This window comes from Methylobacterium sp. P1-11 (assembly GCF_008329595.1).
In the GTDB taxonomy this organism is placed as follows: Bacteria; Pseudomonadota; Alphaproteobacteria; order Rhizobiales; family Beijerinckiaceae; genus Methylobacterium.
The window spans coordinates 56,717-77,907 of record NZ_NPKS01000018.1 but is presented as its reverse complement, the minus strand read 5'-3'; the positions used below and the strand labels follow the sequence as shown (position 1 = coordinate 77,907).

Sequence of the window (21,191 nt, the reverse complement as noted above, 5' to 3'; positions counted from 1 at the left end):
CGCTGTCGCGACCAGGTTGCTCGGCGCGATCATGACCGGCAAGTCGCTCGCCGCGGTGGGGATCGTACTGGCTTTCCGACACCCGCTGGCCACCGCCATGACGATTGCCGAGGGCCTCGCCCAAATCGGCGAGTTCTCCTTTATCCCGGTCTCGCTCGGCCTTTCGCTCAAGCTCCTACCCGAGGATGCGCGTAACCTGCTCCTCGGTGGAGCCTTGCTGTCGATCACGCTGAACCCGCTCTTCTTCGCTCTGGCGGCACGGATCGAACAGGTCGTCGCCGACCGCTGGACTGGACCTCGCGGCCCGCTTCGACCGCAAGGGCGTGGCCGGTGTGACGGTCTCCGATGCGGGGACGCCAAGACGCGACACCATCCCGATCGCGATGCGGCGGACATGTCCTGAGGTGCGACCAGGTGGCCGCCGCGCCGGATGCTGCAGGCGGGGCTTCGTCGGCCTCGTCGCGGCATCCGCCGTCGGCTCGCGCGCCACGTCTGGATCGTCGTTCCTTCAACGGTCAGCGGATGCCGTCATGCAGGCGCCGCCACCGGCGTCGAGGGTCACACCGGCAAAGGCCGCGCCGTTCGTCTGCCCGGCGACGCGGAAGGTCTGGCCGGCGATCATCGGAGACACGCCACGGTAGCGGAAGGTGCGGGGGACCCCGCCCAGGCTCTCGGCCGCGAGATTGAACAGCAGGCTGGCCTGGATCGGACCGTGGACCACGAGACCCGGATACCCTTCGACGTCCGTCGCGTACGGGAAGTCGTAGTGAAAGCGGTGGCCGTTGAACGTCATGGCCGAGTAGCGGAACAGCAGGATCGTGGTGGCCTCGACCGCCCGCACGCGGTCGGGCGCGGCCGTGAGCGGCGAGGGTTGAAGCGTCGCGCTCTGGCGCCCGGGCTCGGCCGCCGCGCGGTAGACGATGTCCTGCCGCTCGCGAATGGCCACGCCACGGGGCGTCTCGTATTCGTGCCGGACGGTGACGAAGCAGAGGGCCCCGGTGCGGCCTTCCTTGGCGACCACATCCGAGACGGTTTCACGGCGCATGACCTCGTCGCCGAGACACAGGGGCGCCAGGGTCTCGATCTCACCGCCCGCCCACATGCGCCGCGGCAGGGGCACCGGCGGGAGGAAGCCGCCCTTCGCAGCATGCCCGTCCGGCCCGAGCAAGTCGGCCGCCGGCGTCTCAGGGGCAAGGCACCAATGGAGCGCCAGCGGCGCCTCATCCTCCCGCACGGGCGCCAGGGCACTTCCGAAGGTGGCGCGGAACTCGTTCACGAGACGGGGCGTGACGCTGTCGCGGACCGAGCGGGTGCGACCGATCCAGCTGCGCAGGTGATCCACATCGAGCGCGGTCATCAACGATACCTCGGTCGTTCGCGAGTGGCTCGGAGCCTGTTTGACGTCTGACAACACCGCCGAACGAGGTCCATGACGGCGGTTCTGCAGCCCGCGCCGTCATCCTGAAATGAAAGATTGGGAAGCCGCGCTCAAAAAGGCTCTCAGATCGCCTTGGTCTCACGCAGGGTGGCGATGCGGGCCTCGCCGAGGCAGAGGCGTTTCCGCGTCGCGGTGACATCCAGATGATCGTGTCCCCCGCTGGCCGCGCAGCGGCGCCTCGCCTTCGGCGACCCGCGGGATCTGCCACATGGTCGAGGATCTGGCTGACCTCGCCATCGTGCCGGCTTCGGATTCTGGGGATCCGCATCATTCCGCTTCAGGATATCGGGGCCTCGCAGCGCCTGACCATCTGCGCGCGCCGCAGCGGAGCGTTTGCGCGACGTATCAGCAAGTCCGTCCCGCGGGGTCGCTATAGCAAGACCGGCTTCAAGCCGGATCGGAGAGCACGCCCGATGTCCTGCGCAGGCCCAGGACCTGATGAAGGATCCGGCTGAGCTGCTCGGCCGAGTACGGCTTGTGCAGCAACGTGAACCCATGTGCGTCCGACTGGGCAAGCACGTGGCTGTAGCCCGATGTCAGCACCACCGGCACCCGTGGTGAGCGCTGCTGCAGTTCCTGCGCGAGCGCGACACCACCCATACCGGGCATCACCACGTCCGAGAACACCAGATCGAACCGGTTCCCCGCCCGCCCGAGTTCGTCCAGCGCCTCCTCGGCATTGGCCGCCCAGGTCGGCTGGTAGCCCAGATCCTCCAGGATCTGGGTCGCGAACTGCCCGACGCCGACATTGTCCTCGACGACCAGGATGCGCTGACCCGTCCCGAGAGGCGCGAGGTCCGCATCCTGCAGATGATCGTCGGCCGGTCGCTCCGCGGACGGCACTTCCGGCAGGTAGAGCGTGAACACGGTGCCCTGGCCCAGCGTGCTGCGCACATCGACATCGCCCCCCGACTGCTTGGCGAAGCCGAATACCTGGGACAGGCCGAGGCCGGTTCCCTTGCCCACCTCCTTGGTGGTGAAGAACGGCTCGAAGATCCGTCCGATCTGCTCAGGTGGAATGCCGGTGCCGGTGTCGATCAACGACACCGCCGCGAAGGGCTTCAGGGAACCGGCGTGGCCGCGAATGGCCGGCAGCGCCGCACCGCAGGTCACGCGCAGGATCAGTGTGCCTTCACCATCCATGGCATCACGGGCGTTGACGGCCATGTTGACCAGTGCGGTCTCGAACTGGCTCACGTCCGCCCGGACGAGGCAGGTCGCATCCGGCATCTCGGGCAGGACCTGCACCCGTGCACCCGTCAGCGTATCGAGCATGTCGGCGATCGCCAGCACCCGCTGGCCGACGTCGAACACTTCAGGCGTGAGGGCCTGGCGGCGGGCGAAGGCCAGCAGCTGACCCGTGAGCTTCGCGGCTCGTTCGACGGTTTCGGTGACCGCGTCGAGGTAGCGGCGCTTGCGGACCTCCGGCAGATCAGGCCGGCGCAGGAAGTCGACCGAGGATCGGATGATGGTCAGCAGGTTGTTGAAGTCGTGCGCCACGCCGCCCGTGAGCTGTCCGACCGCTTCCAGCTTCTGGGATTGGCGCAAAGCTTCCTGCGCCTGGGCCAGCTCGGCGTGGCCACGTAACCGATCCGTGACGTCCATGACGAACTGATAGCAGCCCATGCGCTCGCCCCGCGCGTCGCGCAGCGTGCGGAAGCTGATCTCGTAGGAGGGGCGTGCCCGCTCGGCATCGCCGAAATCCTGGACCAGAGTGAACTCCTCACCGGCCAGTCCGCGCCCCCACCCCGCCCGAACCTGGGCCTGATGCTCGGGTTGATCGGCCAGCAGATCGAGCATGTTGTCGCCGACCCTCGGTCGCACGCCGTAGATGCGCTCGAACTCGTCAGCATTCGCCTTGTTGATCGCCAGAATGTTGTAGCCGAGATCAACCGCCATCACCATGATGTCGGTCCTCTCGACGATCGTGGCGAACAGATTGCGCTCTGCCGTCCGTTCGAAGACCTGCAGCTCCAAGGTCTCGTTCAGGTGCTGGAGGCGGCGCTCGCTCTCGGCCAGCCGCTGCTCGGCCTCCTTGCGCCGGCTCAGATCGGCCGTCACGATCAGCAGGCTCTTGAGCCTGCCGTCCGCGTCGTCGAGACGCCGAATGCTGCTGCTCGCCCAGATCGATGAGCCGTCCGGACGAAGGTACCGCTTGTCGAGGGCGACGCTTTGGTCGGTCTCAAGGGCCTGCGCGATCGCGGCCCGGCTGGGCGACAGGTCTTCGGGGCTGGTGACCTGGGCGATGTCGAGACGCAACAGCGCAACTTCCGAACGCCCGAGGATGCGGCAGAACTCGGTGTTGACCCGCAGAAAGCGACCGGTGGCATCGACTTCGGACAAGCCGACGGAGGCACCCGCGAAGATGGCCGCCAGATGCTCCTCGCTCCTGCGCAAGGCCGCCTCGGCGCGGGCACGCTCGATCGCCGCCTTGATGCGTTCGCCGACGTCCCGGATCAGGTTGCCTTCGGCCGTGGTCCAGACGCGCGGGATCGCGCTTTGCACGGCCAGCAGGCTCACCCACTCCTCGCCGCGAAACAGCACGACGTCGACGAACGCAGCCACCTGCCGCGATTGGAGGCCGGCACGCGCCTCGTGGCTGAACCGAAGGTCGGTGGCCACGTCCTCGACCGCGACGACCGCGCTGTTGCGGTAGGCGGCCAGAAGGTCTGGGCCGAACGCCGCCAGCGAATGCTCCCCCACGATCGAACCGACACCCCGGGCGTATTCCCGCTCGACCTTCATCAGGCTGCCGCCGATCTCGGCATAAAAGACGCGGCTGGCACCGAGCCGCTCGCCGAGGCGACGCGAGGCTACCTCGACGATCTCCGCCGATGCGGTCAGCGGTCGCAGCGTGTCGCTGAGATCCAGCAGGAAGGATTGCTGCTCCTCGTTGTCGCGGCGCGACGATTCCGTCTCTTGCGGACGGCGCGCGACGGGCACCGGATCCGCGATCACGGTGCAGGTCCCATACAGACCGTTTACGTGCCCGGCCGTCTCCCGGATGGGCACGAAAGAGAGGGAGAACCGAAGCTCGTCCGCAAAGTTGCGGCCGTGCAGGACGTGCTCGACATCTCCCGCATGGACAGGGCGGCCGAAATAGGCCTTGTCCACCAGGGGCTTGAGGTCGGCTTCAATCTCGCGCCAGATCTCGAGGTAGTCGCGGCCGAGAGCCGAAGGATGCCTGTCGCCCAGGATCTGGGCGTAGAGATCGTTGTACAAGAGACTCCGCTCCGGTCCCCAGACGATGAACATCGGCTGGTTGGAACCGAACATGATGCCGATGAGCGTCGTCAGAGCGTTCGGCCAGGAGAACAGGTCGCCGAGCGGCGTGCCCGCCCAGGGGTGCTCGCGCAGGAGCACGCCCATTCCGCCGCCGTCAGCCAGGAAGGCCGGGGCGCAGATCGTGGCGTCAGTTCTCCCGTGCATGACATCCTGGCGGTGCTTGGAAGGGCATCGGGAGCTTATCCGCTCCCGACAGGACGGTGCCGGTCTTGCTCTGTCGGGCGGCCAGCCGCGATGTCGCGCGCCAGCGGATGATCGGACGATGGGGTCTCGGCAAGGACGTACCCGTTCCGTCCGATTGTCGGGGCGCGATCGCGTGTCTGTTCCCCCAGCATGGCCGAGCGGTCCCACGAGTCGCCCGGCTTGTCAAAGCCAACGAATCGAGAGGGTTGCTCAATCGCGGGATCCAGAGGATCGATCGGGCCGACCGAACGGGCTGCAGCCCTGCTGCTGCCACGGGTCGACGGGATGGGATACCCACAGCTGCGGTAATTGCGGCGCTAGGCCCGATCGACTTCCTTGGATCCCGCGCTCCGCGCAGCGAACAGCGACCTCACGAAACGGCGGCCGGGCGAAGCGCCGCATGGGCGGATATGAGGGGGCGTCGCAGCGTCAGCGCCAGGGTGTTTGAACGCCACGGCCGGCGGATGACATCGGCAACGGGAACCGCCGCGAGAATCTCCGGCTGTACCGAGTCGGTGGCCGACAGCGAGAGCACGATCGGGCATTCGGAGATCCGCGCGGCCTGCTGCGCAACGGCGATTCCCGAGAGATTAGGAAGCGGGTGATCGATCAGCAGCAGATCGAATCGTCCCGGCTCCCGCCGCAGGACGGCCAGGGCCGTGTCGGGATCCGCATAGCCGATCGGCTCGTAGCCCAGGGCGGCCAGCGTCTCCTCGTCCTCCTGGACTGACCGGCGCGTGCGCCCGATCAACATTACGGTCCCGCCGTCCGCCGCACGGTCCCGGGCGTGCGGAATCACGGGTAGCCACACCGCGAAGGTGCTGCCCCTGTTCGGCGCACTGCGCACATCGAAGGCGCCGTCGTGCTCCTGAACGAACTCGAAGGCCGTGGCGAGCCCGAGCCCGGTCCCGGCGGGCCGGGTGGTGAAGAACGGTTCGAAGATCCGCGCCAGGGTGGAATCGTCCATCCCGCGGCCAGTATCGGACACCCGGATTCGGACATGATCGCCCGGGCGCAGGGTGCCGTGCGTCAGGGTGCTGGAACGCGGAAGCGCGACTCGGTCGAGCCGGACGTCGACGGCCGCGCCCGGCTCGGAGGCCTGGACGGCATTGCGGATCAGGTTATGGACAACCTGCTGCAGCTGCGCCGGCTCACCGCCGACGCGGGCGCCCTCCGCGGTGCCCGAGAGCTGGATCGTGGCCGGACCGGTCGTGGAGGCACGGATCTGCGCCACGGTCTCGAAGACTACTGCTTCGGCCGCGCTGGTGCATTGCGCGGGACGCCCGCGGCGGCCGAAATCGAGGATCTGGCCCGCGATCTCGCGCGCGCGGCCGCCGGCCTGGACCAGCAGCCCGATATGCTCGGCCGCCCGGGCGGAATGGGCCGGCAGCGCGTCCCCGGCGATCTCGGCATGGCCGAGCATGACGTTGAGCACATTGTTGATGTTGTGCGCCACGCCACTGGCGAAGGTGCCGATGGCCTCCAGCCGTTGCGCGCGGCGCAGGGCCGCCTCGATCTCGCGGCGCTCCTCCCAGACGTGCTGCCGCTCCAGGGCGGCTCCGAAGCTGTCGGCGACGACTTGGATCAGGCCGCGCGAATGCCGCAGCCACGGCGGCAGGCCGGTGGTGCTGCGCTCGAAGCACAGCAGGCCGACGATGCGCTCGCCCCGGCGCAGCCGTGCACAGGCCCAGGAGACGACTTCGCGCTCGACCAGGGTCCGGCGCAGGGCCGGCGGCCCGGTTTCGTCCGCGACCTCGACGAAGATGAGATCGCTGGGGGCGGCCGCGATGTCGTGGATGAGGGCCTGCTGTGCCACCGGCCAGCCGCGGGGCGGCGCGAGGCCGGGTCGGTTCCAGAGGTGCACCGCATTGGTCCCGTCGAGCATGAGAACGTAGCAATGGTCGGTATCGAGACCCTCGCCCACCATGGCGAGGACGTCGACGATGCGCGCGGAGGTCTCCTCCGGCTGGCTCGCCAGAAACCAGTTGGCCGCCTGCGCGACGACGATCTGGAAATCCACGGTCCGGCGCAGGATCCGGGTTCCGGCCCGCATCAGCATACCGACGCGGACCACCAGGGCGAGCAGCGCCAGGGCGACCGCGTAGAGCGCGAGGCGGAAGCCGTCTGCCCGGACTTGGCGCTGGTCCCGGATCGCGCGCTGGGCTTCCAGCAGCGTCTGCCGGGCCTCCTCGCTCGACGAGGACGGGAGCGAGCGCGTGACGGCATCGACCTGGGGCAGCAATTCCAGGAGTTGACGCCCGTGCAGGACGATGGCGTCGACGTCGGCAGTCCGATCGGCCGCGCCGTCGGCGGCGTGCAGCGTGTCGAGGCGGGTGCGGATCTCGGCGAGGCGCTTCGGGGCCGAGTCGCGGGCGAGTTCCGAAACGCGGATCTGGAGCGCGGCCACCGCGCGCGCCAGCCCCGGGGCGATATCAGTCTCCGACAGACGGTCGCTGAGCGAGTCGAAATAGGCGATCGAATTCTGCACCAGGGCGTTGCCGGTCTTGAAACGCTCGACCATCTGCGCCTCCCGGTCCACCGCCTGGGCCACGGCATGGACGTCGGCATCGCCGGCATTGTTCGCCTTCAGATCGGCCACGGCCTTCTGCATCTCGCGCAGATGCCTGACGATCGGATCGTAGTTGCGCAGGAGCCCGGTCCGCGCCCGCAGCACGTCGTGCTGCATGCGCGACTCGGCCAGCGCGAGGGCATCCACGGTCCGCTGGGTGGCGACGTAGGCGGCCTCCATCCCGCCATTGCCGTTGATCAAGAGCCACGTCAGCAACGCCGCGAGCAGCGCGCCGAACACGACGGCCTGGAGGGTCAGCCTCATGGCTGTGGCACGCCGTCCCGAGGCGTCGCCTCGGTCGCTCGCGGCGCGGTCAGAGGCCGCCCCTCGAAGGAGCCGGTGAGCGTCCCAAGGAAGGCGACGATCGCGTCGATCTGCGCCGCGGTGAGTTCCCGGCCGAGCTGGGCCCGCGCCATCAGCCGCACCGCCTCGGGAAGCGTGGCGACCCCGCCATCGTCGAAATAGGGCGCCGTGACCGCGACGTTGCGCAGGCTCGGCACCCGCAGGACCTCGGCGACCTTGTTGGGGATCGTGACGAAGATCCCGACCTTCTCGAACAGGTTGCCGCCGACATTGACGCCCTGGTGGCAGGCCGCGCAACCGATCCTTCGGAACATGTCGTAGCCCGCCCGCTCCGCGTCGGTGATGGCGTGGGCGTCGCCGTGCAGCCAGCGGTCGAACCGGCTGTCCGGGGTGAGAAGACTGCGCTCAAAGCTGTTGATCGCGTCGATCACCGCCCCCCGGTCCGCCTCACGCCCGTAGGCGGCCCGGAAGAGCGCGGCGAGCGCCGGATCGCCGCGGACCACGTCGAGGATCCGGGGCCAGGATCCGCCCAGGAACTCGGGCCGCGTCAGCGCCACCTCGGCCTGCTCCTGCAGCGTCGAGATGTCGCCCGCCCAGCCGAGGCGAAAGCTCAGCGCCGCGTTGAAGGCTGTGGGCGTGTTGCGCGGCATTGGCGTACCGCCGGTGGTCAGGTTCCGGGGGAGGGCGCTCGCGCCGTTGCTGCGGATGTCGTGGCAGGTGATGCAGGCCCGATCGCCCCCGCGCGACAGGCGCGTATCGGTGAAGAGCAGGCGACCGATGGCGGCCCGGTCCGCATCCGCCCCCAGCGTGGTCGGCACCGGCGTGATCACGCCCAGCGCATCCGCGGCCTCGGCGGAGACCAATACGGCTGCGGGCTTCTCGTGGGCGGCCGCGGCAACGATCGCCGTGGCGCTGCCGAGGAGCACCGCGACGAGGCGCCAGCCTGGGCGGAGAGCGGCCACGGCTACAGCTTCTCGACGGTCGTGTTGAGGACGTAGCCGACGCCACGCTCGGTGACGATCAGGCGCGGCGCGCTCGGATCCACCTCGAGCTTGCGGCGCAGCCGCAGGATCTGGACATCGATGCTGCGGTCGAACACGTCCTCGTGGACGCGTGTGGCCTGCAGGAGCTGCTCGCGGCTCAGCGGACGCTGGGGTGCATCGAGGAAGGCCACCAGCAGCGCGTACTCGCCCTTGCTGAGCGCGACATCCGCGCCGTCGGGGTTGGTGAGGCGCCGGCGGCGCCGGTCGAGCACCCAACCGTCGAACCGACTGCGATGGGAATCCTGGCCCCGGGCTGGGGCGGGCGCGACCTCGGCCCGCCGCAGGATGACCCGCACCCGCGCGAGCAGCTCGCGCAGGCCGTAGGGTTTGACGAGGTAATCGTCCGCGCCGAGTTCGAGGCCGATCACCCGGTCGATCTCGTCCCGGCGGTGGCCGGTGGTGATGATCACCGGCAGGTCGCTCCGGGCCCGCAGGTCGCGCAGCAGGTCGAGCCCGTTCTCCGAGCCCAGCCGCAGGTCGAGCACGACGAGGTCGAATTCGGCCTCGGCGAGCCGCTTCTCCGCTTCCGCCCGGTTGATCGCTGCCGTGACGTCGACGTCGTGGTCGGCGAAATGGTCCGAGACGATGCGCTGCATGCCCGCATCGTCCTCGACGAGGAGGATCCGGGTCGTCCCGGGTCGCGCGCTCCGACCCTGACCCCGGTCCAGGCTGGGTTCGATCATGGCCACCTCCGATTCACGGCAACCGGCCGCGACAGCACGATCTCGGCGCGCCGGCTCGGGGACCGAGAGGCGCCTCCGGATCGGGGACATCGCCGCCCAGGCGACCTTCGCGTCCGTCGCCGGCCCGTCCCGGTGGCCTATCTGGGCGCGTCCGGACGTCGGGCCTTACACGGCTCAGTTGATATCACGCCCCCCAAAGGATTGCGCCCTTCATATTGTGCGTGACAGCACAGCACGAGCATTCGCATCGGGCGCTGCGGTATCAATCTGACGAAAACCCGCTTCGTTACCGCAGTAACGTGAATCAACATGGCTCGACATGCGGATGTAACAGGCAAATACCAGGATCATCCTCTCGCAATCGAGAGGCGACCATGACTGACGCCGTGATCCCGGGCAACCATCCGCGCGCCCGGAGAGACTTCGGTAAATCCGGGCCTGATTGCCGGGAGTCGAAGGCTGACTTTGCCAGGCTGCCGCGGCGCCTCCTCTGGCAGCGTGACGGCCGGGCTTCATCTCCATTCGGGCTCCATCAACCAGCTCGGCGCGGTTTTGGGCGGCAGCTGCTGGATCTGCTGGTGGTCAGCTTCGCCTTCGGCGGCTGCATCCACAGCATTCACCCTGATTACGTCGATTTCCTTCAGGATATCAGCAGCAGACATCATCATAAAAACTAAACCTCATTCCCTTCCAACCGTCTCAACATCTGCTCTGGCCGGCCCGGGCCGCCAGCTCCTCGGCCTTCTTTCGCGCCGCCGCGCCTGCAGAGCGGGACTTGCGTCCGCACGGTCCGAACGCCGCGCAAGCGCGCGATCAGATTGGGAAACCCAAACCATGTCGCTCAATGTCCTCTGCATCTCGTGGGGAACCACGGGCAATCTCAGTCCCGTGCTTACGGCGGCCCGGCAGCTGCACCGGGCGCGGCACCGCCCGCGTGTCATGGCCGACCCGGCCATGCGCGCTGAGGTCGAGGCGGCGGGCTTTCCGTTCATCGGATGGCGCCGGGCACCGACCGGCCTCGATGCTGATCCGGTCGATTTCTCGGATCTCGCCGACTGGCTGCGCCAGACGATGTTTTCTCCGGCGAGCGCCTACGCGGCCGACACGCTCGACGAGATCCGCCGCCTGCCGACCGATGCCGTCCTGAGCCTCGACCTCCTGCCCGGCTGCGCCCTCGCGGCGGAGGCGGCCAACCTGCCGCACGCGGTCCTGTCGCCGCATGTCAGCATCCGCCCGATTTCCGGCATTCCGCCCGCCGCGAGCGGCCTGACGCCGCCGCGGACCGAGGCGGAGCGGGACGCGGTGGACGCGGCGACCGCCGCCATCGTGTCGGCGATGGAGCAGGGCCGGCCGGCGCTCAACGCCGCGCGGCGCGCCTTCGGGCTGCCGCCGGTCGCCAGCGCCTTCGCCCATTTCGATCGCGCCGACCGCGTCCTCTTGGCCGTCAGCCGGGCCTTCGACTTCGACACGGAGGCGTTGCCCGCCAACTACCGCTACATCGGCCCACTGCTCGACGAGCCGGGCTGGTCCCGCGGGACGGAGACCGGGTGGTTCGGGGCGGGGCGGCCGCGGATCCTCGTCGCCGGCAGCACCGGCGCCCAGAACCAGACCGACCTGCTGCGCCGCGTCGCGCGCGCCGTCGGCACGGTCGAGGCCGAGACCGTCTTGACGACCGGCCCGAATGTCGGGGCAGGGGACTTGGCCGCTCCCGCCACCGTCCGCGTCGTGGCGGCCGCCTCCCACGATGCCCTCATGGCGCGGGCCGATCTGGTGGTGTGCCAGGGCGGTCACGGCACGGTCAGCCGCGCGCTGCTCCACGGCGTGCCGCTGCTGGTGATCCCGCTCGCTCGCGATCAGGCCGACAACGCCGCCCGCGTCGCCCAGCGCGGCGCGGGCCTGCGCCTTCCCGCCGGGGCGAGCGAGGCCGAGATCGCCGCGGCGGCGCACCGGCTCCTGGCGGGGCCGGGCTTCCGCAGGGCCGCCGCGGTTCTCGGAGCGGCCGTGCGGGCGGATCTCGAAGCGGGCGGTCTCGTCCGCGAGATCGTCGCGATGGTGGCGGCGCGCCGGGGTTCCGCGGATCGGGCCGTTGCTCGGGGCGGAGGCCGGCTTTGGGCCTGATCCAGGCGGCCGCGCCGGGGCATCCCCGCATCCGCCCCGGCTCGACCGCCTTCTCGGCGCTGCTCGGGCTGCTGGCGGCGCTCCCCACCTTCGGGATCGACATGATCCTGCCGAGCCTGTCGGACACGGCGGCCGCGCTGCATGTCCCGGCCACCGCGATGGGCGCGGCCATGGGCGCCTACCTGCTCGGCTTGGGCGGCGCGCTTCTGGTCTACGGTCCGGCCTCGGACCGCCTGGGCCGCAAGCCAGCGATCGTCTGCGGCTGCCTCCTCCTCATCGGCGGCAGCCTCGGCTGCGGCGCGGCGCGGACGCTGCCGCACTTCCTGCTGTTCCGGGCCCTCCAGGGGATCGGCGCCGCCGGCCCGGGCATGGCGGTCCTCGCGATGGTGAGCGACCTGTTCGAGGGCGAGGCGGCGCGCGTCCGGATGTCGTTCGTCGTCCTGACCATCAACGTGGTGCCGATGGTGGCCCCGACCCTCGGAGCCGGGCTGATGGATCTCGGCGGCTGGCGGCTGATCCACGCCGCGCCGATCGCCGCCGCCCTGGTGGCCCTGGCAGCGACCCGGCACATCGACGAGCCCCTGCGGCGCGCCTCCGCTACGGGGCCGGCGGCGGCCGGAATCCTGCGCGGCTACGGGCAGATCCTGGCGAGCCGGGTCTTCCTCGGCCATGCCCTCTGCAACGCCGCCGCGGCCGGGGCGGTCTTCGCCTACATCACCGGCTCCGCGCTGGTGTTCATCGACGCCTTCGGCCTCAGCCCGCTGGCCTACGGGCTGGTCTTCGGGGCGAGTTCCCTGTCGGTGATGGCCGGCGCCTTCCTGAATGGGCGCGGCGCGGCCCGGGGCGTCTCTCCCCCGTGGGTGATCGGCGCCGGCCTCGCCCTGGCGACCGTCTCGGCGGCGTTGCTCCTCGTCGCCGCGCTGGTTCGGCCTCCTACGGTCCTGCCGGTGATCGCCGCGATGGTGGGCGTGGCCCTGGCCTTCGGCCTCGTCTCGCCCAACGCCATGCACGGCGCGACGGAACGCAACCCGGAAGCCGCGGGTGCGGGCAGCGCCGTCGCGGTCTTCCTGCAGATGCTCGGGGCGGCCGTCGCCAGTGACCTCGTTGCCCGGTTCTTCGACGGCCGGTCCGCCCTGTCGATGGCCGCCGTGATGCTCGGCTGCTGCCTCGCGGCGACCGCTGCCTATGCCGGCCTCGCGCGCCCGGCCTCCCGCTCCCCCTCCCGGCAACACGGAAAACCCGCATGATCATCGACCCACCCCGGTGGCAGCCCGTCCACCTGACGCGCGACGGCGTCCGGCTCGCCCATATCGAGGCCGGACCGCTCACGCCCGAGGGGCATCCCCTGCTGCTGATCAACGGCTGGACCGGCGATCACGGCATCTTCACGCCGCAGATCGCGCACTTCTCGCGAACGCGTCGCGTCGTTGCGGTGAACCTGCGCGGTCACGGCGCCAGCGACGCGCCGGAGCAGGACTACACGATGGGCGGCTTTGCCGAGGACATCGCGTGGCAGTGCCGGACGCTGGGCTTGGTGAGGCCGGTCGTCATCGGCCACAGCCTGGGCGGCGCGGTGGCGCTGGAGATGTGCGGTCGCCATCCCGAACTCGCCGCCGGTCTCGTCATGATCGACACGATCGTCCTGCCGTCGCCCGACACGGCCGGCAGCGCCGATATCGAAGGTCTGCTGGCAGGCGTCGGCGGCCCGAATTATCAAGCCGTCGTGCGGGATATGGCCTGGGCAATCGGCTGCGACTACGACGATCCGGCGCGGCGGCAGGCGCTCTTCGACACGTTCATCCTCGGCCCGTGCTTGAGGACGCCGCAGCACGTGGCCTACGCGGCGCTCCGCAACATGGTGCTGCACCACGATCCCGTTCCGGCCGCGCGCGCCTGTCGCATCCCCATGGCCTATCTCTCGGCAGACGTGCCGCTGGTGGAGGCGACGCGCGACCTCGACCGGTTGCGGGAGCTTTGCCCGCAGCTCGTGACGGCCAAGACGCTGCTCGCGGGCCACTTCAACACGATCGAGGTGGCCGAACAGGTCAACGCGATGATCGAGCGCTTCCTGGCTGTCGGCTTGAGGGCCAGCGCACGGTAACCTGCTACTGCACGAACGCCACCGGAGAGGCAGGGCGGCACCCGGCCCGGATGCCATCCCGCGCCCTGCCGATCCGCGTCACGGATCCAGCCCCGACCCGTCACCCAGAAGGCGCCGCGCCGACAAGAGGACCTGGAGCGTCTGGGAACTCAGCTGCTCCTGGCGCGCCCGCCGCTCATACTGCCTCAGGCGGATGATGAGGTCGTCCTCGCCGGCTTTCCGGTGATCCATACCGTCGATCACAGACTCCGTGATCGTCCGCCTGAGCAATGTCTCGAAGACGTCGTCCATATTCGCCCGTCCTGCAACCATGAGGACTTCTCCTTCTGCAAAGCGGTGCCTTTCTCGAAGGGCCAAGTTACGGCATGATTTCGGAAGATCTGACACACGAAACGCGCGGCGCCCGACGTGCTCTTGCGCACAAGCCGGCCGATCGGGCGCCCGGCGCGCTTCCGCGTCCTGCCGTGCAGCCGGCCAGTCCGAATGTTATGATCGTAATCATCGGCCGAGCTTCCGAAATTATCCTGTAGCTCGGGCCTCTGAAAGTTCTCGCGCACCACAGAAGCGAGAATTGACAGATGAACGGGATCGAAAACCTGACGCGACCGGCCGGCTCGCCCCGGTCTCCGGACAGCGTCCCGACGCTGACGGTGGCGGAACTCGAAGCCGATCCGCACGGCGTGTTCCGCGCGTGGCGGCCCCGGCTGCCCTTCGTCGGCCATGAGGTCGCGGGCGTCCTCGTCCTCCGTTCCCGCGATGTCGACCTGCTGATGCGCGATCATCGAGCCCAGGCGACGGAGACGCTCTATCCGGAGTCGCGCGCGATCCCGGATGGCACGTTATTCGACATTTTCGCGCACGGCATGCTCACCGCCAACGGATCGGCCCATCGCCGACGTCGCTCGCCCTTCACCCGCACCTTCGCGGCCCGGCTGGTCGAGGGCCTGCGCCCCCAAATCCGCGCGGCCGCGGAGAACCTCGTCCGGGATTGGCTGGAGGAGGGGGAGGTCGATCTCGTCGAGCGCTACACCGCCCTGATTCCGGCCCAGACCATCGCCGACATCCTCGGCCTGCCGCGCGACGACATCCCCCGCTTCACGCAGCTCGCCTACGAGGTCTCGCGGGTGCTGAGCTTCACCTTCGGACCGGAGGACATTCCGGATCTCGAAGCGGCGGCGGTCGCGCTGCAGGATTACGTCGCCGCGATCCTCGAGGCGCGCCGGTCGGCGCCCCAGGACGATTTCCTGACGCGCTTCCTCGCGGAAGCGGAGGCAGCGGGCGAACTCACGCCGCAGGAGGTGGTGATCCAGCTCGTGCAGTTGATCATCGGCGGCACCGACACGACCCGGGTCGCCGGGGCCATGCAGGTGGCGCTGCTGCTGCAGCACCCCGAGCAATGGGCGGCGGTGAGCGGCGATCCCAGCCTGATCCCGGCAGCGGTGGCGGAGTCGCTCCGCTACGAGCCGAGCGTCGGGTCAGCGGGGCGGGTCGCCCGGGAGGATATCGGCCTCGACGGGCATGTCGTGCCGGCTGGAAGCCTGATGCTGCTCTCCACCCTGTCGGCACTGCGGGACGAGGCGGTCTACGCGCATCCCGGCACGTTCGACATCCGGCGCACCGACCTCCCGCGTCTGCATCCGATCTTCGGCGGCGGCGCACACCGCTGCATCGGCGAGGCCCTGGCCCGGATCGAGCTGGAGGAGGGCCTGGGCGTCCTGCTGCGCCTCGCCCCACGCCTGCATCTGACGGACGCGATGCCGGTCCTCCGGGGCCACAGCGGCATCCGCCGCATCGACGCTCTGCGGGTCGCCGCCTAGCGCCGGACCGGACGCCTTCGCCGACGTTGCAGCCGCAACCGTTCGATCGCGATCCGCAGCCACGCCGTAACGTCCGGCCCCCAGCCTCGCTCCCGGGCCTGCCGGCGATTCCGCGGCGCCCGATCTCCCCTCACCGATAGGACATGTGATGAAGGTCCTCCTCTGCTCGACGCCCGCCACGGGCCATCTCAATCCCCTCCTGGCCATCGCCCGCATGCTGGCCGAGAACGGCCACGAGGTCATGGTCCTCTCGGGCTCGGCCTTCCGCGACCGCATCACGGCGGTGGGCGCCCGCTTCGTGGCCTTGCCGGGATGTGCGGATTTCGACGGACGCGATCTCCGCGCCGTCGTACCCGAACTGGCTCGGATTCCACCCGGGCCGGACTGGCTGCGCGTCGCCATGGAACGGATCTTCGTCGACCGGATCCCCGACCAGTATCGCGGTCTGCGCGAGGCGCTGCAGGCCTTTCCGGCCTCGGTGGTGATTGGCGACGACATGTTCTTCGGCGCCCTGCCGCTTCTGCTGGGACCGCGCGCGGAGCGCCCCGCAATCGTCCTGTGCGGCACCTCGATCCTGCACTGCGCGCGGCCCGACCGGGCGCCGGCCTTTCTGGGTCTCCCGCCGGCCGAGACGCCGGACCAGGCGGCGGCCTATGAGCGGATCGCCGAGGCCTACGACGCGGCCGTCGACCGGCCGGTCGGTCTGAGCCTCGCCGCGGTGCTGGCGGAACTCAATCTGCCAGCCCCGCCCTGGCCGCTGTTCGACTCGGTGGTGCGGCTTGCAGACACCTACCTGCAGCTCAGCGTCCCGAATTTCGAATACCCTTTCGCGCGGCCGCCGACGGTGCGCTTCATCGGGGCCCTGCCGATCGTCCCGGGACAGGCGGCGGCCCCGCCCTGGGCAGCCGACCTCGACGGCACTCGCAAGGTCGTGCTCGTCACGCAGGGCACGGTCGCGAACCACGATTTCGGCCTCCTCGTCGGCCCCGCGCTCCAGGCCCTCGCCGATGAGCCCGACATCCTGACCGTGGTGACGGGGGGCGGACGGGGGCTCGACGCCATCCCGGGCCCGATCCCGGCCAATGCGCGGCTCTCGCCCTACCTGCCCTTCGAGTGGCTGCTGCCCCGGATCGATGCCATGGTGACCAATGGCGGCTACGGCAGCGTCAACCAGGCCCTGAGCTTCGGCATCCCCCTCGTCGCCGCCGGCCTCACCGAGGACAAGGCCGACGTGAACGCCCGCATCGCGTGGTCGGGGGCGGGGATCGACCTCGCTGCGAACGACCCGACCCCGGAGGCGATCCGGAAGGCGGTGCGGATCGTGCTCGACGCGCCTCACCATCGCCGGGCGGCACGGCGCCTCGCCGCCGAATTCGCCACCTACGACGCGAACGCCGAAATCCTTCGGCTCCTGGCCCAATATGGAGGCGGCCGCGTGCGCAGCGCCGCCTGAGCGTTAACCGGAGCTGGCGGAGGGCCGCTCCCGGAAGAACGGCAACCTCATCCGCGCATCACGGCACCCGGCCGACTGGACCGGGTGCCATCCGCGTATTGCTAGACTCTAGCATAAATCAAATCAGACCTTGTTCGGCAAGAAACTCAACTCAATTCTACCGATACCGCCCTGTTTCTGCTGTCATCATTTCTGGATCCGACGACATCGCATTGAAAGATCGGGCACCTACTCCGGCGGCTCCATACTCTGGAGCATGAGATTATGATCGATGACTGGATGAAAGCCGCGGCGGGCGCGGCGATCGGAGCTAGTCTTGCGGCCTTGACGACCCCGACGGCCGCGGAGGCGCAGCCGGTCCCGCGCTTTGCGCAGCCCGACGTTCCGAGCCCCTCCGCGATCAGCCGGCCTCTCCCGTTCTGGACGCATCGGGATCTCCGTTCTCCCGCGGTGGAGCGCGAGCACATCCGGGCCCAGCGGGTCATCAACCGCATCTGCACGGGCTGCTGATGCCGGAGATGCCCCTTCGGGAGCCTCCCGCGGAGACGGCCGGCGCCTTTCCCTGGCTCCGACGGGCGGGCAGAGGGGGCCCCAATCCCGTCCGCCGACGCTTCGCCGTAGCGGCGGGACGCGGCCCGCTCCTTGCCGCGGCGCCGATGCCGCTGCTTCTGGGGCTCGCGGCCGCGACCACGCCGGAGCCCGTCACCCTCGGTCTCGCCGGCCTCGCCCTGGCTTGCCTCTCGCTGCGGGTGCAGCGCCTGCGCAGGTCCGCACGGGCCGCGACGCGGCACCGGAACAACCTCGCGCGTCTGACCGCACCGGCGATCGCCCGACTGATCGCCGAGACCGGTTCCGCGGCCCCGCGGGCCGGCTGGGAGCAGGAGGCGACGGTGCTCTTCGCGGATATCCGCGGCTTCACCCGTCTTTGCGAGGGCCTGGCACCCGGCGACGTCGCCGCCTTCCTCGCCGATTTCCGGACCCGCGCCGCGGGCGCGATCGAAGCGGCGGGCGGACTCATCGACAAGTTCGTTGGAGACGAGGTGATGGCGCTATTCGGCGTGTCCGATACAGCCCCCGGAGACGGCGACCGCGCTGTCGCGGCGGCGCGTGCCCTCGCAGCCGCGATGGCGGCCTGGAGCCGGGATCGGGCTCAGGCCGGTCTTCCGCCGGTCCGGCTCGGCATCGGGCTGCACCGCGGCCCGGTCTTCATCGGCATCATCGGGACAGAGCGCGTCGAGTTCACGGCGGTGGGCGACACCGTCAACGTTGCGCGCCGCCTGGAACAGATGACCCGCACGCTACCCTGCGACTGCCTCGCATCGGAGGCCGCGGTCCAGGATGGGACGTCCAGCGAGGCACGGATCGTGGCCGTCAGGGCCGTGCGCGGGGCACGTGCCGTCCTGCGCCTGTTCACCCTCCGGCTCGATACCGGCGAAGGCGCGGATCGATGACAGGGGCAGCAGGGTTCGCGCCTTCATCAATCCGATCCAGGGGCTTGAGCGCTTGCTCCACCTCTACGACGGCGTGCGACCCGAATGGGGGGATGCGCGGTCGGCGATGGTCGATCTTGCCTGGATCGACGGGGTACCGGGATCTGTCAGCCGCGAACGCGGCAGTCTCCTTCGGACGACGGCGATTGCGATCGGGAACGGCCGGATCAACGCCATCCAGATCACGGGCAGCCGCCATCGCAGTCAATCGGGACGGGGATGCATTCCGACAATGTGCTCCCGCCCCGCGATGCGGCCGCTGGGCCGGGGCGGCCCCGACGGGACAACTTCGACCCTCATCCGTCTTGACGATCCGCGCCGCTGACGGGCTTCCATAGCGCGCGGCGGGATCTCGCAACGCCGCAAGGGGAGTGATCAACTGTGCCGGCGCGTGCCCTCGTCCTGTTCCCCGATCCCCGTCTCATGCGTCCGGCCGCCCCGGTCGACGATTTTGGGCCGACCCTGACGGCCCTTGCGGACGATGTTCGGGACACGCTCATGGCCGCGAGCGCCATCGGCCTGACGGCCCCGCATATCGGCGTGGCTGCACGGCTCATGGTGGTCAGGATATCGCCGGACGAGAACGCGCGCGTCTACGTGAACCCCACCGTTTCCTGGGCTTCTCCGGACACGGCGGTCCACGACGAGGGCAGCGTCAGCATGCCGGGGGTGCGCGAGCGGGTCACCCGGGCCGCCCGTGTTCGCCTGAGCTACCGCGACCTCGATGGGTCAGCCCACGAAGAGGCGGTGGAGGGCTTTCCGGCCGCGGTCATCCAGCACGAGATCGATCAGCTCGACGGCGTATTCTGGATCGCCCGCTTGTCGCGCTTGAAGCGTGATCGACTCGTGAAACGCTTTGCGAGGCTGAAGTCCGCTTAGTCCCGTCCGGCTCCGCATCAGCGTGGCCCGGGCGGGACAGGCCAGCCTGCCCGTTCCCGAGGCGGAACATCTGCTAAGCATGGTGTGTTGCACACCCCAGCTCTGCGCCTCTCAGCGCAGGCGCCCCTCCATCGTGCCCAGCGGCAATGGTCCAACAGGACCGCGCGCAGGGTGTCAGATCAACCCGCGTGAAGGGTCGTGACCGTGCCGAATTCACGGCAGCCGCTTCAGTCTTCCACCGCCGCCAGTGCGCCGCTTGTGAGCCTGCGGCATGGATCGGGGCAGCTGTTCGAGAGTGAGCGGCGCCTCAATGCAGTCCTCGACAATGCCTCCGTGTCGATCTTCCTGATGGATGACCGGCAGCACTGCATCTACATGAATCGGGCCGCCGAGCAGTTGACCGGATGGACGCTTCAGGAGGTTCTCGCGCGCGACTGCCCGCTGCACGACATCGTCCATCACACCTACCCGGACGGACGCCCCTTCCCGCTGGCGGAGTGTGCGATCGATCGTGCCTTCCCGGAGAACAACCAGGAGCGGGGCGAGGAGGTGTTCGTGCACAAGGACGGGCACTTCTTCCCCGTTGCGTTCACCGCCAGCCCGATCCGGGATGATGCGGCCAACATCATCGGCACGATCATCGAGGTCCGCGACATCAGCGAGGAGAAGGCGGCGGCCGAGCGCCAGCACCTGCTGCTCAACGAGCTGAACCACCGGGTGAAGAACACCCTTGCCATCGTGCAGTCGATTGCCGCGCAGACCTTTCGCGGACAGACGGACCAGACGGCGCGGGCCGTTTTCGACGCCCGGATGGCCGCGTTGTCCAACGCCCACAACGTGCTGGTCGAGGACAATTGGGAGAGCGCGAGCCTGCGCAGCGTGGTCGACCGCGCGCTGGCCCCCCACCTTTTGGCGGAGATCGACGTTGAGCGCTTTCAGCTACAAGGGCCGGATGCGCGGCTGCATCCCAAGGTGGCAGTGACACTCACGATGGCGCTGCATGAGTTGATGACCAATGCCGCGAAGTACGGTGCGCTGTCCACGCCAGAAGGCCAGGTTGCAGTGACTTGGTCCCTGCGTGACCTGGATGTCGGCCGTCAGCAACTCGACCTGCTCTGGGAAGAACGGGGCGGCCCCGCGGTCACACCGCCAACCCGCAAGGGGTTCGGTTCGCGGCTTATCGAGCGGCAATTGCCGCTGGAGTTCGATGGCAGCGCCGCGCTCACCTATGCGCCGGCAGGCCTGACCTGCCAATTGCACATCCCACTGACCCAGCTCGGTTGGGTCGGCCAGGAGACGCTCGCGGGGCTGCGCGCTCCATGACGCCATTGGCTGGACGCCGGGTACTGCTGGTCGAGGACGAGAGCCTCGTCGCCATGCTAGCCGAGGACATGCTGCTCGACCTGGGCTGTGAGGTCGTCGTAGCCATGCGCCTCGACAAGGCCTTGGCGCATGCCCAGGCTGAGGATTTCGATCTGGCGGTGCTGGATGTGAACCTTGGCGATGCGCGCAGCTATCCGGTCGCCGATCTGCTGCTGGAGCGCTGCACGCCGTTCCTGTTCGCGACCGGGTATGGGCAACACGGCCTGGACGCGGCCTATCGAACTGTCCCGGTGCTTCAGAAGCCCTACCAGGCAGCGCCGCTGGAGCACCTGCTCGTCCGCCTGCTCAACGGTGAGGGGCGAGACCGCACGGCTGCGGCAGGTCTGCCGCCGTCATGCCGCTGTCCGGCGACTGAACCCGCGCCCAAGCAATTCCGGGCCGATCCTGTCCGTTGAGATCATCAGGCTGACGTGGAGCCAGCACCGAGAGAACCATAACGGTGGGGA

Annotated in this window: 17 protein-coding genes and 1 pseudogene; 12 read left to right on the top strand and 6 right to left on the bottom strand. The window is 69.4% G+C overall.

The annotated features are described in order from the left end of the window. Positions 1 to 16: 16 nt before the first annotated feature. A pseudogene (locus CIW48_RS34080) lies at positions 17 to 265 on the top strand (cation:proton antiporter); the annotation flags it as partial. Positions 266 to 508: 243 nt separating this feature from the next. On the opposite strand, the gene CIW48_RS18900 reads toward CIW48_RS34080, so the two are convergent. The 5 genes from CIW48_RS18900 to CIW48_RS18880 form a co-directional block, all read right to left on the bottom strand. Then, positions 509 to 1,357 carry a MaoC family dehydratase N-terminal domain-containing protein gene (locus CIW48_RS18900; protein ID WP_149312140.1) on the bottom strand — a complete coding sequence of 283 codons (849 nt, stop codon included), beginning with the start codon at positions 1,355 to 1,357 and terminating at the stop codon, positions 509 to 511. Between the two features lie 468 nt (positions 1,358 to 1,825). Continuing rightward, a complete protein-coding gene (locus CIW48_RS18895) occupies positions 1,826 to 4,867 on the bottom strand; it encodes a PAS domain-containing protein (RefSeq protein ID WP_149312139.1) in 3,042 nt (1,013 codons plus the stop codon). Positions 4,868 to 5,276: 409 nt separating this feature from the next. Next, positions 5,277 to 7,739, bottom strand: coding sequence for a two-component system VirA-like sensor kinase (locus CIW48_RS18890; protein WP_149312138.1), 2,463 nt, complete (start codon positions 7,737 to 7,739; stop codon positions 5,277 to 5,279). Next, on the bottom strand, positions 7,736 to 8,740 hold the full coding sequence (locus CIW48_RS18885; protein ID WP_149312137.1) for a cytochrome c peroxidase: 1,005 nt from the start codon (positions 8,738 to 8,740) through the stop codon (positions 7,736 to 7,738). The genes CIW48_RS18890 and CIW48_RS18885 overlap by 4 nt, the downstream gene beginning before the upstream one ends. 2 nt (positions 8,741 to 8,742) lie before the next feature. Beyond that, positions 8,743 to 9,504: a response regulator gene (locus CIW48_RS18880; protein ID WP_149312136.1), complete on the bottom strand. Its 762-nt coding sequence runs from the start codon at positions 9,502 to 9,504 to the stop codon at positions 8,743 to 8,745. Positions 9,505 to 9,878: 374 nt separating this feature from the next. On the opposite strand from CIW48_RS18880, the gene CIW48_RS18875 reads away from it, so the two are divergent. The 4 genes from CIW48_RS18875 to CIW48_RS18860 all read left to right on the top strand — a co-directional run bounded on the left by CIW48_RS18875 (position 9,879) and on the right by CIW48_RS18860 (position 13,723). Continuing rightward, on the top strand, positions 9,879 to 10,181 hold the full coding sequence (locus CIW48_RS18875) for a hypothetical protein (protein WP_149312135.1): 303 nt from the start codon (positions 9,879 to 9,881) through the stop codon (positions 10,179 to 10,181). Between the two features lie 157 nt (positions 10,182 to 10,338). After that, a complete protein-coding gene (locus CIW48_RS18870; protein WP_149312134.1) occupies positions 10,339 to 11,622 on the top strand; it encodes a nucleotide disphospho-sugar-binding domain-containing protein in 1,284 nt (427 codons plus the stop codon). Then, on the top strand, positions 11,613 to 12,869 hold the full coding sequence (locus CIW48_RS18865; protein WP_149312133.1) for a Bcr/CflA family efflux MFS transporter: 1,257 nt from the start codon (positions 11,613 to 11,615) through the stop codon (positions 12,867 to 12,869). Before CIW48_RS18870 ends, CIW48_RS18865 begins: the two co-directional genes overlap by 10 nt. Next, positions 12,866 to 13,723 (top strand): alpha/beta hydrolase, encoded by an 858-nt coding sequence (locus CIW48_RS18860; protein ID WP_149312132.1) that lies wholly within the window; start codon positions 12,866 to 12,868, stop codon positions 13,721 to 13,723. Before CIW48_RS18865 ends, CIW48_RS18860 begins: the two co-directional genes overlap by 4 nt. A gap of 78 nt (positions 13,724 to 13,801) precedes the next feature. Here the strand turns inward: CIW48_RS18860 and CIW48_RS18855 are convergent, their stop codons facing one another. Then, complete coding sequence (locus tag CIW48_RS18855; protein ID WP_246695319.1) at positions 13,802 to 14,014, bottom strand: hypothetical protein; 213 nt, start codon at positions 14,012 to 14,014, stop codon at positions 13,802 to 13,804. Between the two features lie 287 nt (positions 14,015 to 14,301). Between CIW48_RS18855 and CIW48_RS18850 the strand changes: the two genes are divergently transcribed. The 7 genes from CIW48_RS18850 (at position 14,302) to CIW48_RS18820 (ending at position 21,140) form a co-directional block, all read left to right on the top strand. After that, positions 14,302 to 15,540, top strand: a complete 1,239-nt coding sequence (locus CIW48_RS18850; protein WP_149312130.1) for a cytochrome P450 — start codon at positions 14,302 to 14,304, stop codon at positions 15,538 to 15,540. 148 nt (positions 15,541 to 15,688) lie between these two features. Continuing rightward, positions 15,689 to 16,993 carry a glycosyltransferase gene (locus CIW48_RS18845; RefSeq protein WP_149312129.1) on the top strand — a complete coding sequence of 435 codons (1,305 nt, stop codon included), beginning with the start codon at positions 15,689 to 15,691 and terminating at the stop codon, positions 16,991 to 16,993. A 264-nt stretch (positions 16,994 to 17,257) separates the two neighbouring features. Then, a complete protein-coding gene (locus tag CIW48_RS18840) occupies positions 17,258 to 17,503 on the top strand; it encodes a hypothetical protein (protein ID WP_149312128.1) in 246 nt (81 codons plus the stop codon). Between the two features lie 146 nt (positions 17,504 to 17,649). Next, positions 17,650 to 18,444 (top strand): adenylate/guanylate cyclase domain-containing protein, encoded by a 795-nt coding sequence (locus CIW48_RS18835; RefSeq protein WP_246695318.1) that lies wholly within the window; start codon positions 17,650 to 17,652, stop codon positions 18,442 to 18,444. Positions 18,445 to 18,864: 420 nt separating this feature from the next. After that, the gene (locus CIW48_RS18830) at positions 18,865 to 19,362 is read left to right on the top strand and encodes a peptide deformylase (protein ID WP_149312126.1); all 498 of its coding nucleotides are present in this window, start codon (positions 18,865 to 18,867) and stop codon (positions 19,360 to 19,362) included. A 204-nt stretch (positions 19,363 to 19,566) separates the two neighbouring features. Beyond that, positions 19,567 to 20,685, top strand: coding sequence for an HWE histidine kinase domain-containing protein (locus CIW48_RS18825; protein ID WP_149312179.1), 1,119 nt, complete (start codon positions 19,567 to 19,569; stop codon positions 20,683 to 20,685). Continuing rightward, positions 20,682 to 21,140 (top strand): response regulator, encoded by a 459-nt coding sequence (locus tag CIW48_RS18820; protein ID WP_149312125.1) that lies wholly within the window; start codon positions 20,682 to 20,684, stop codon positions 21,138 to 21,140. The genes CIW48_RS18825 and CIW48_RS18820 overlap by 4 nt, the downstream gene beginning before the upstream one ends. Positions 21,141 to 21,191: the final 51 nt, after the last annotated feature.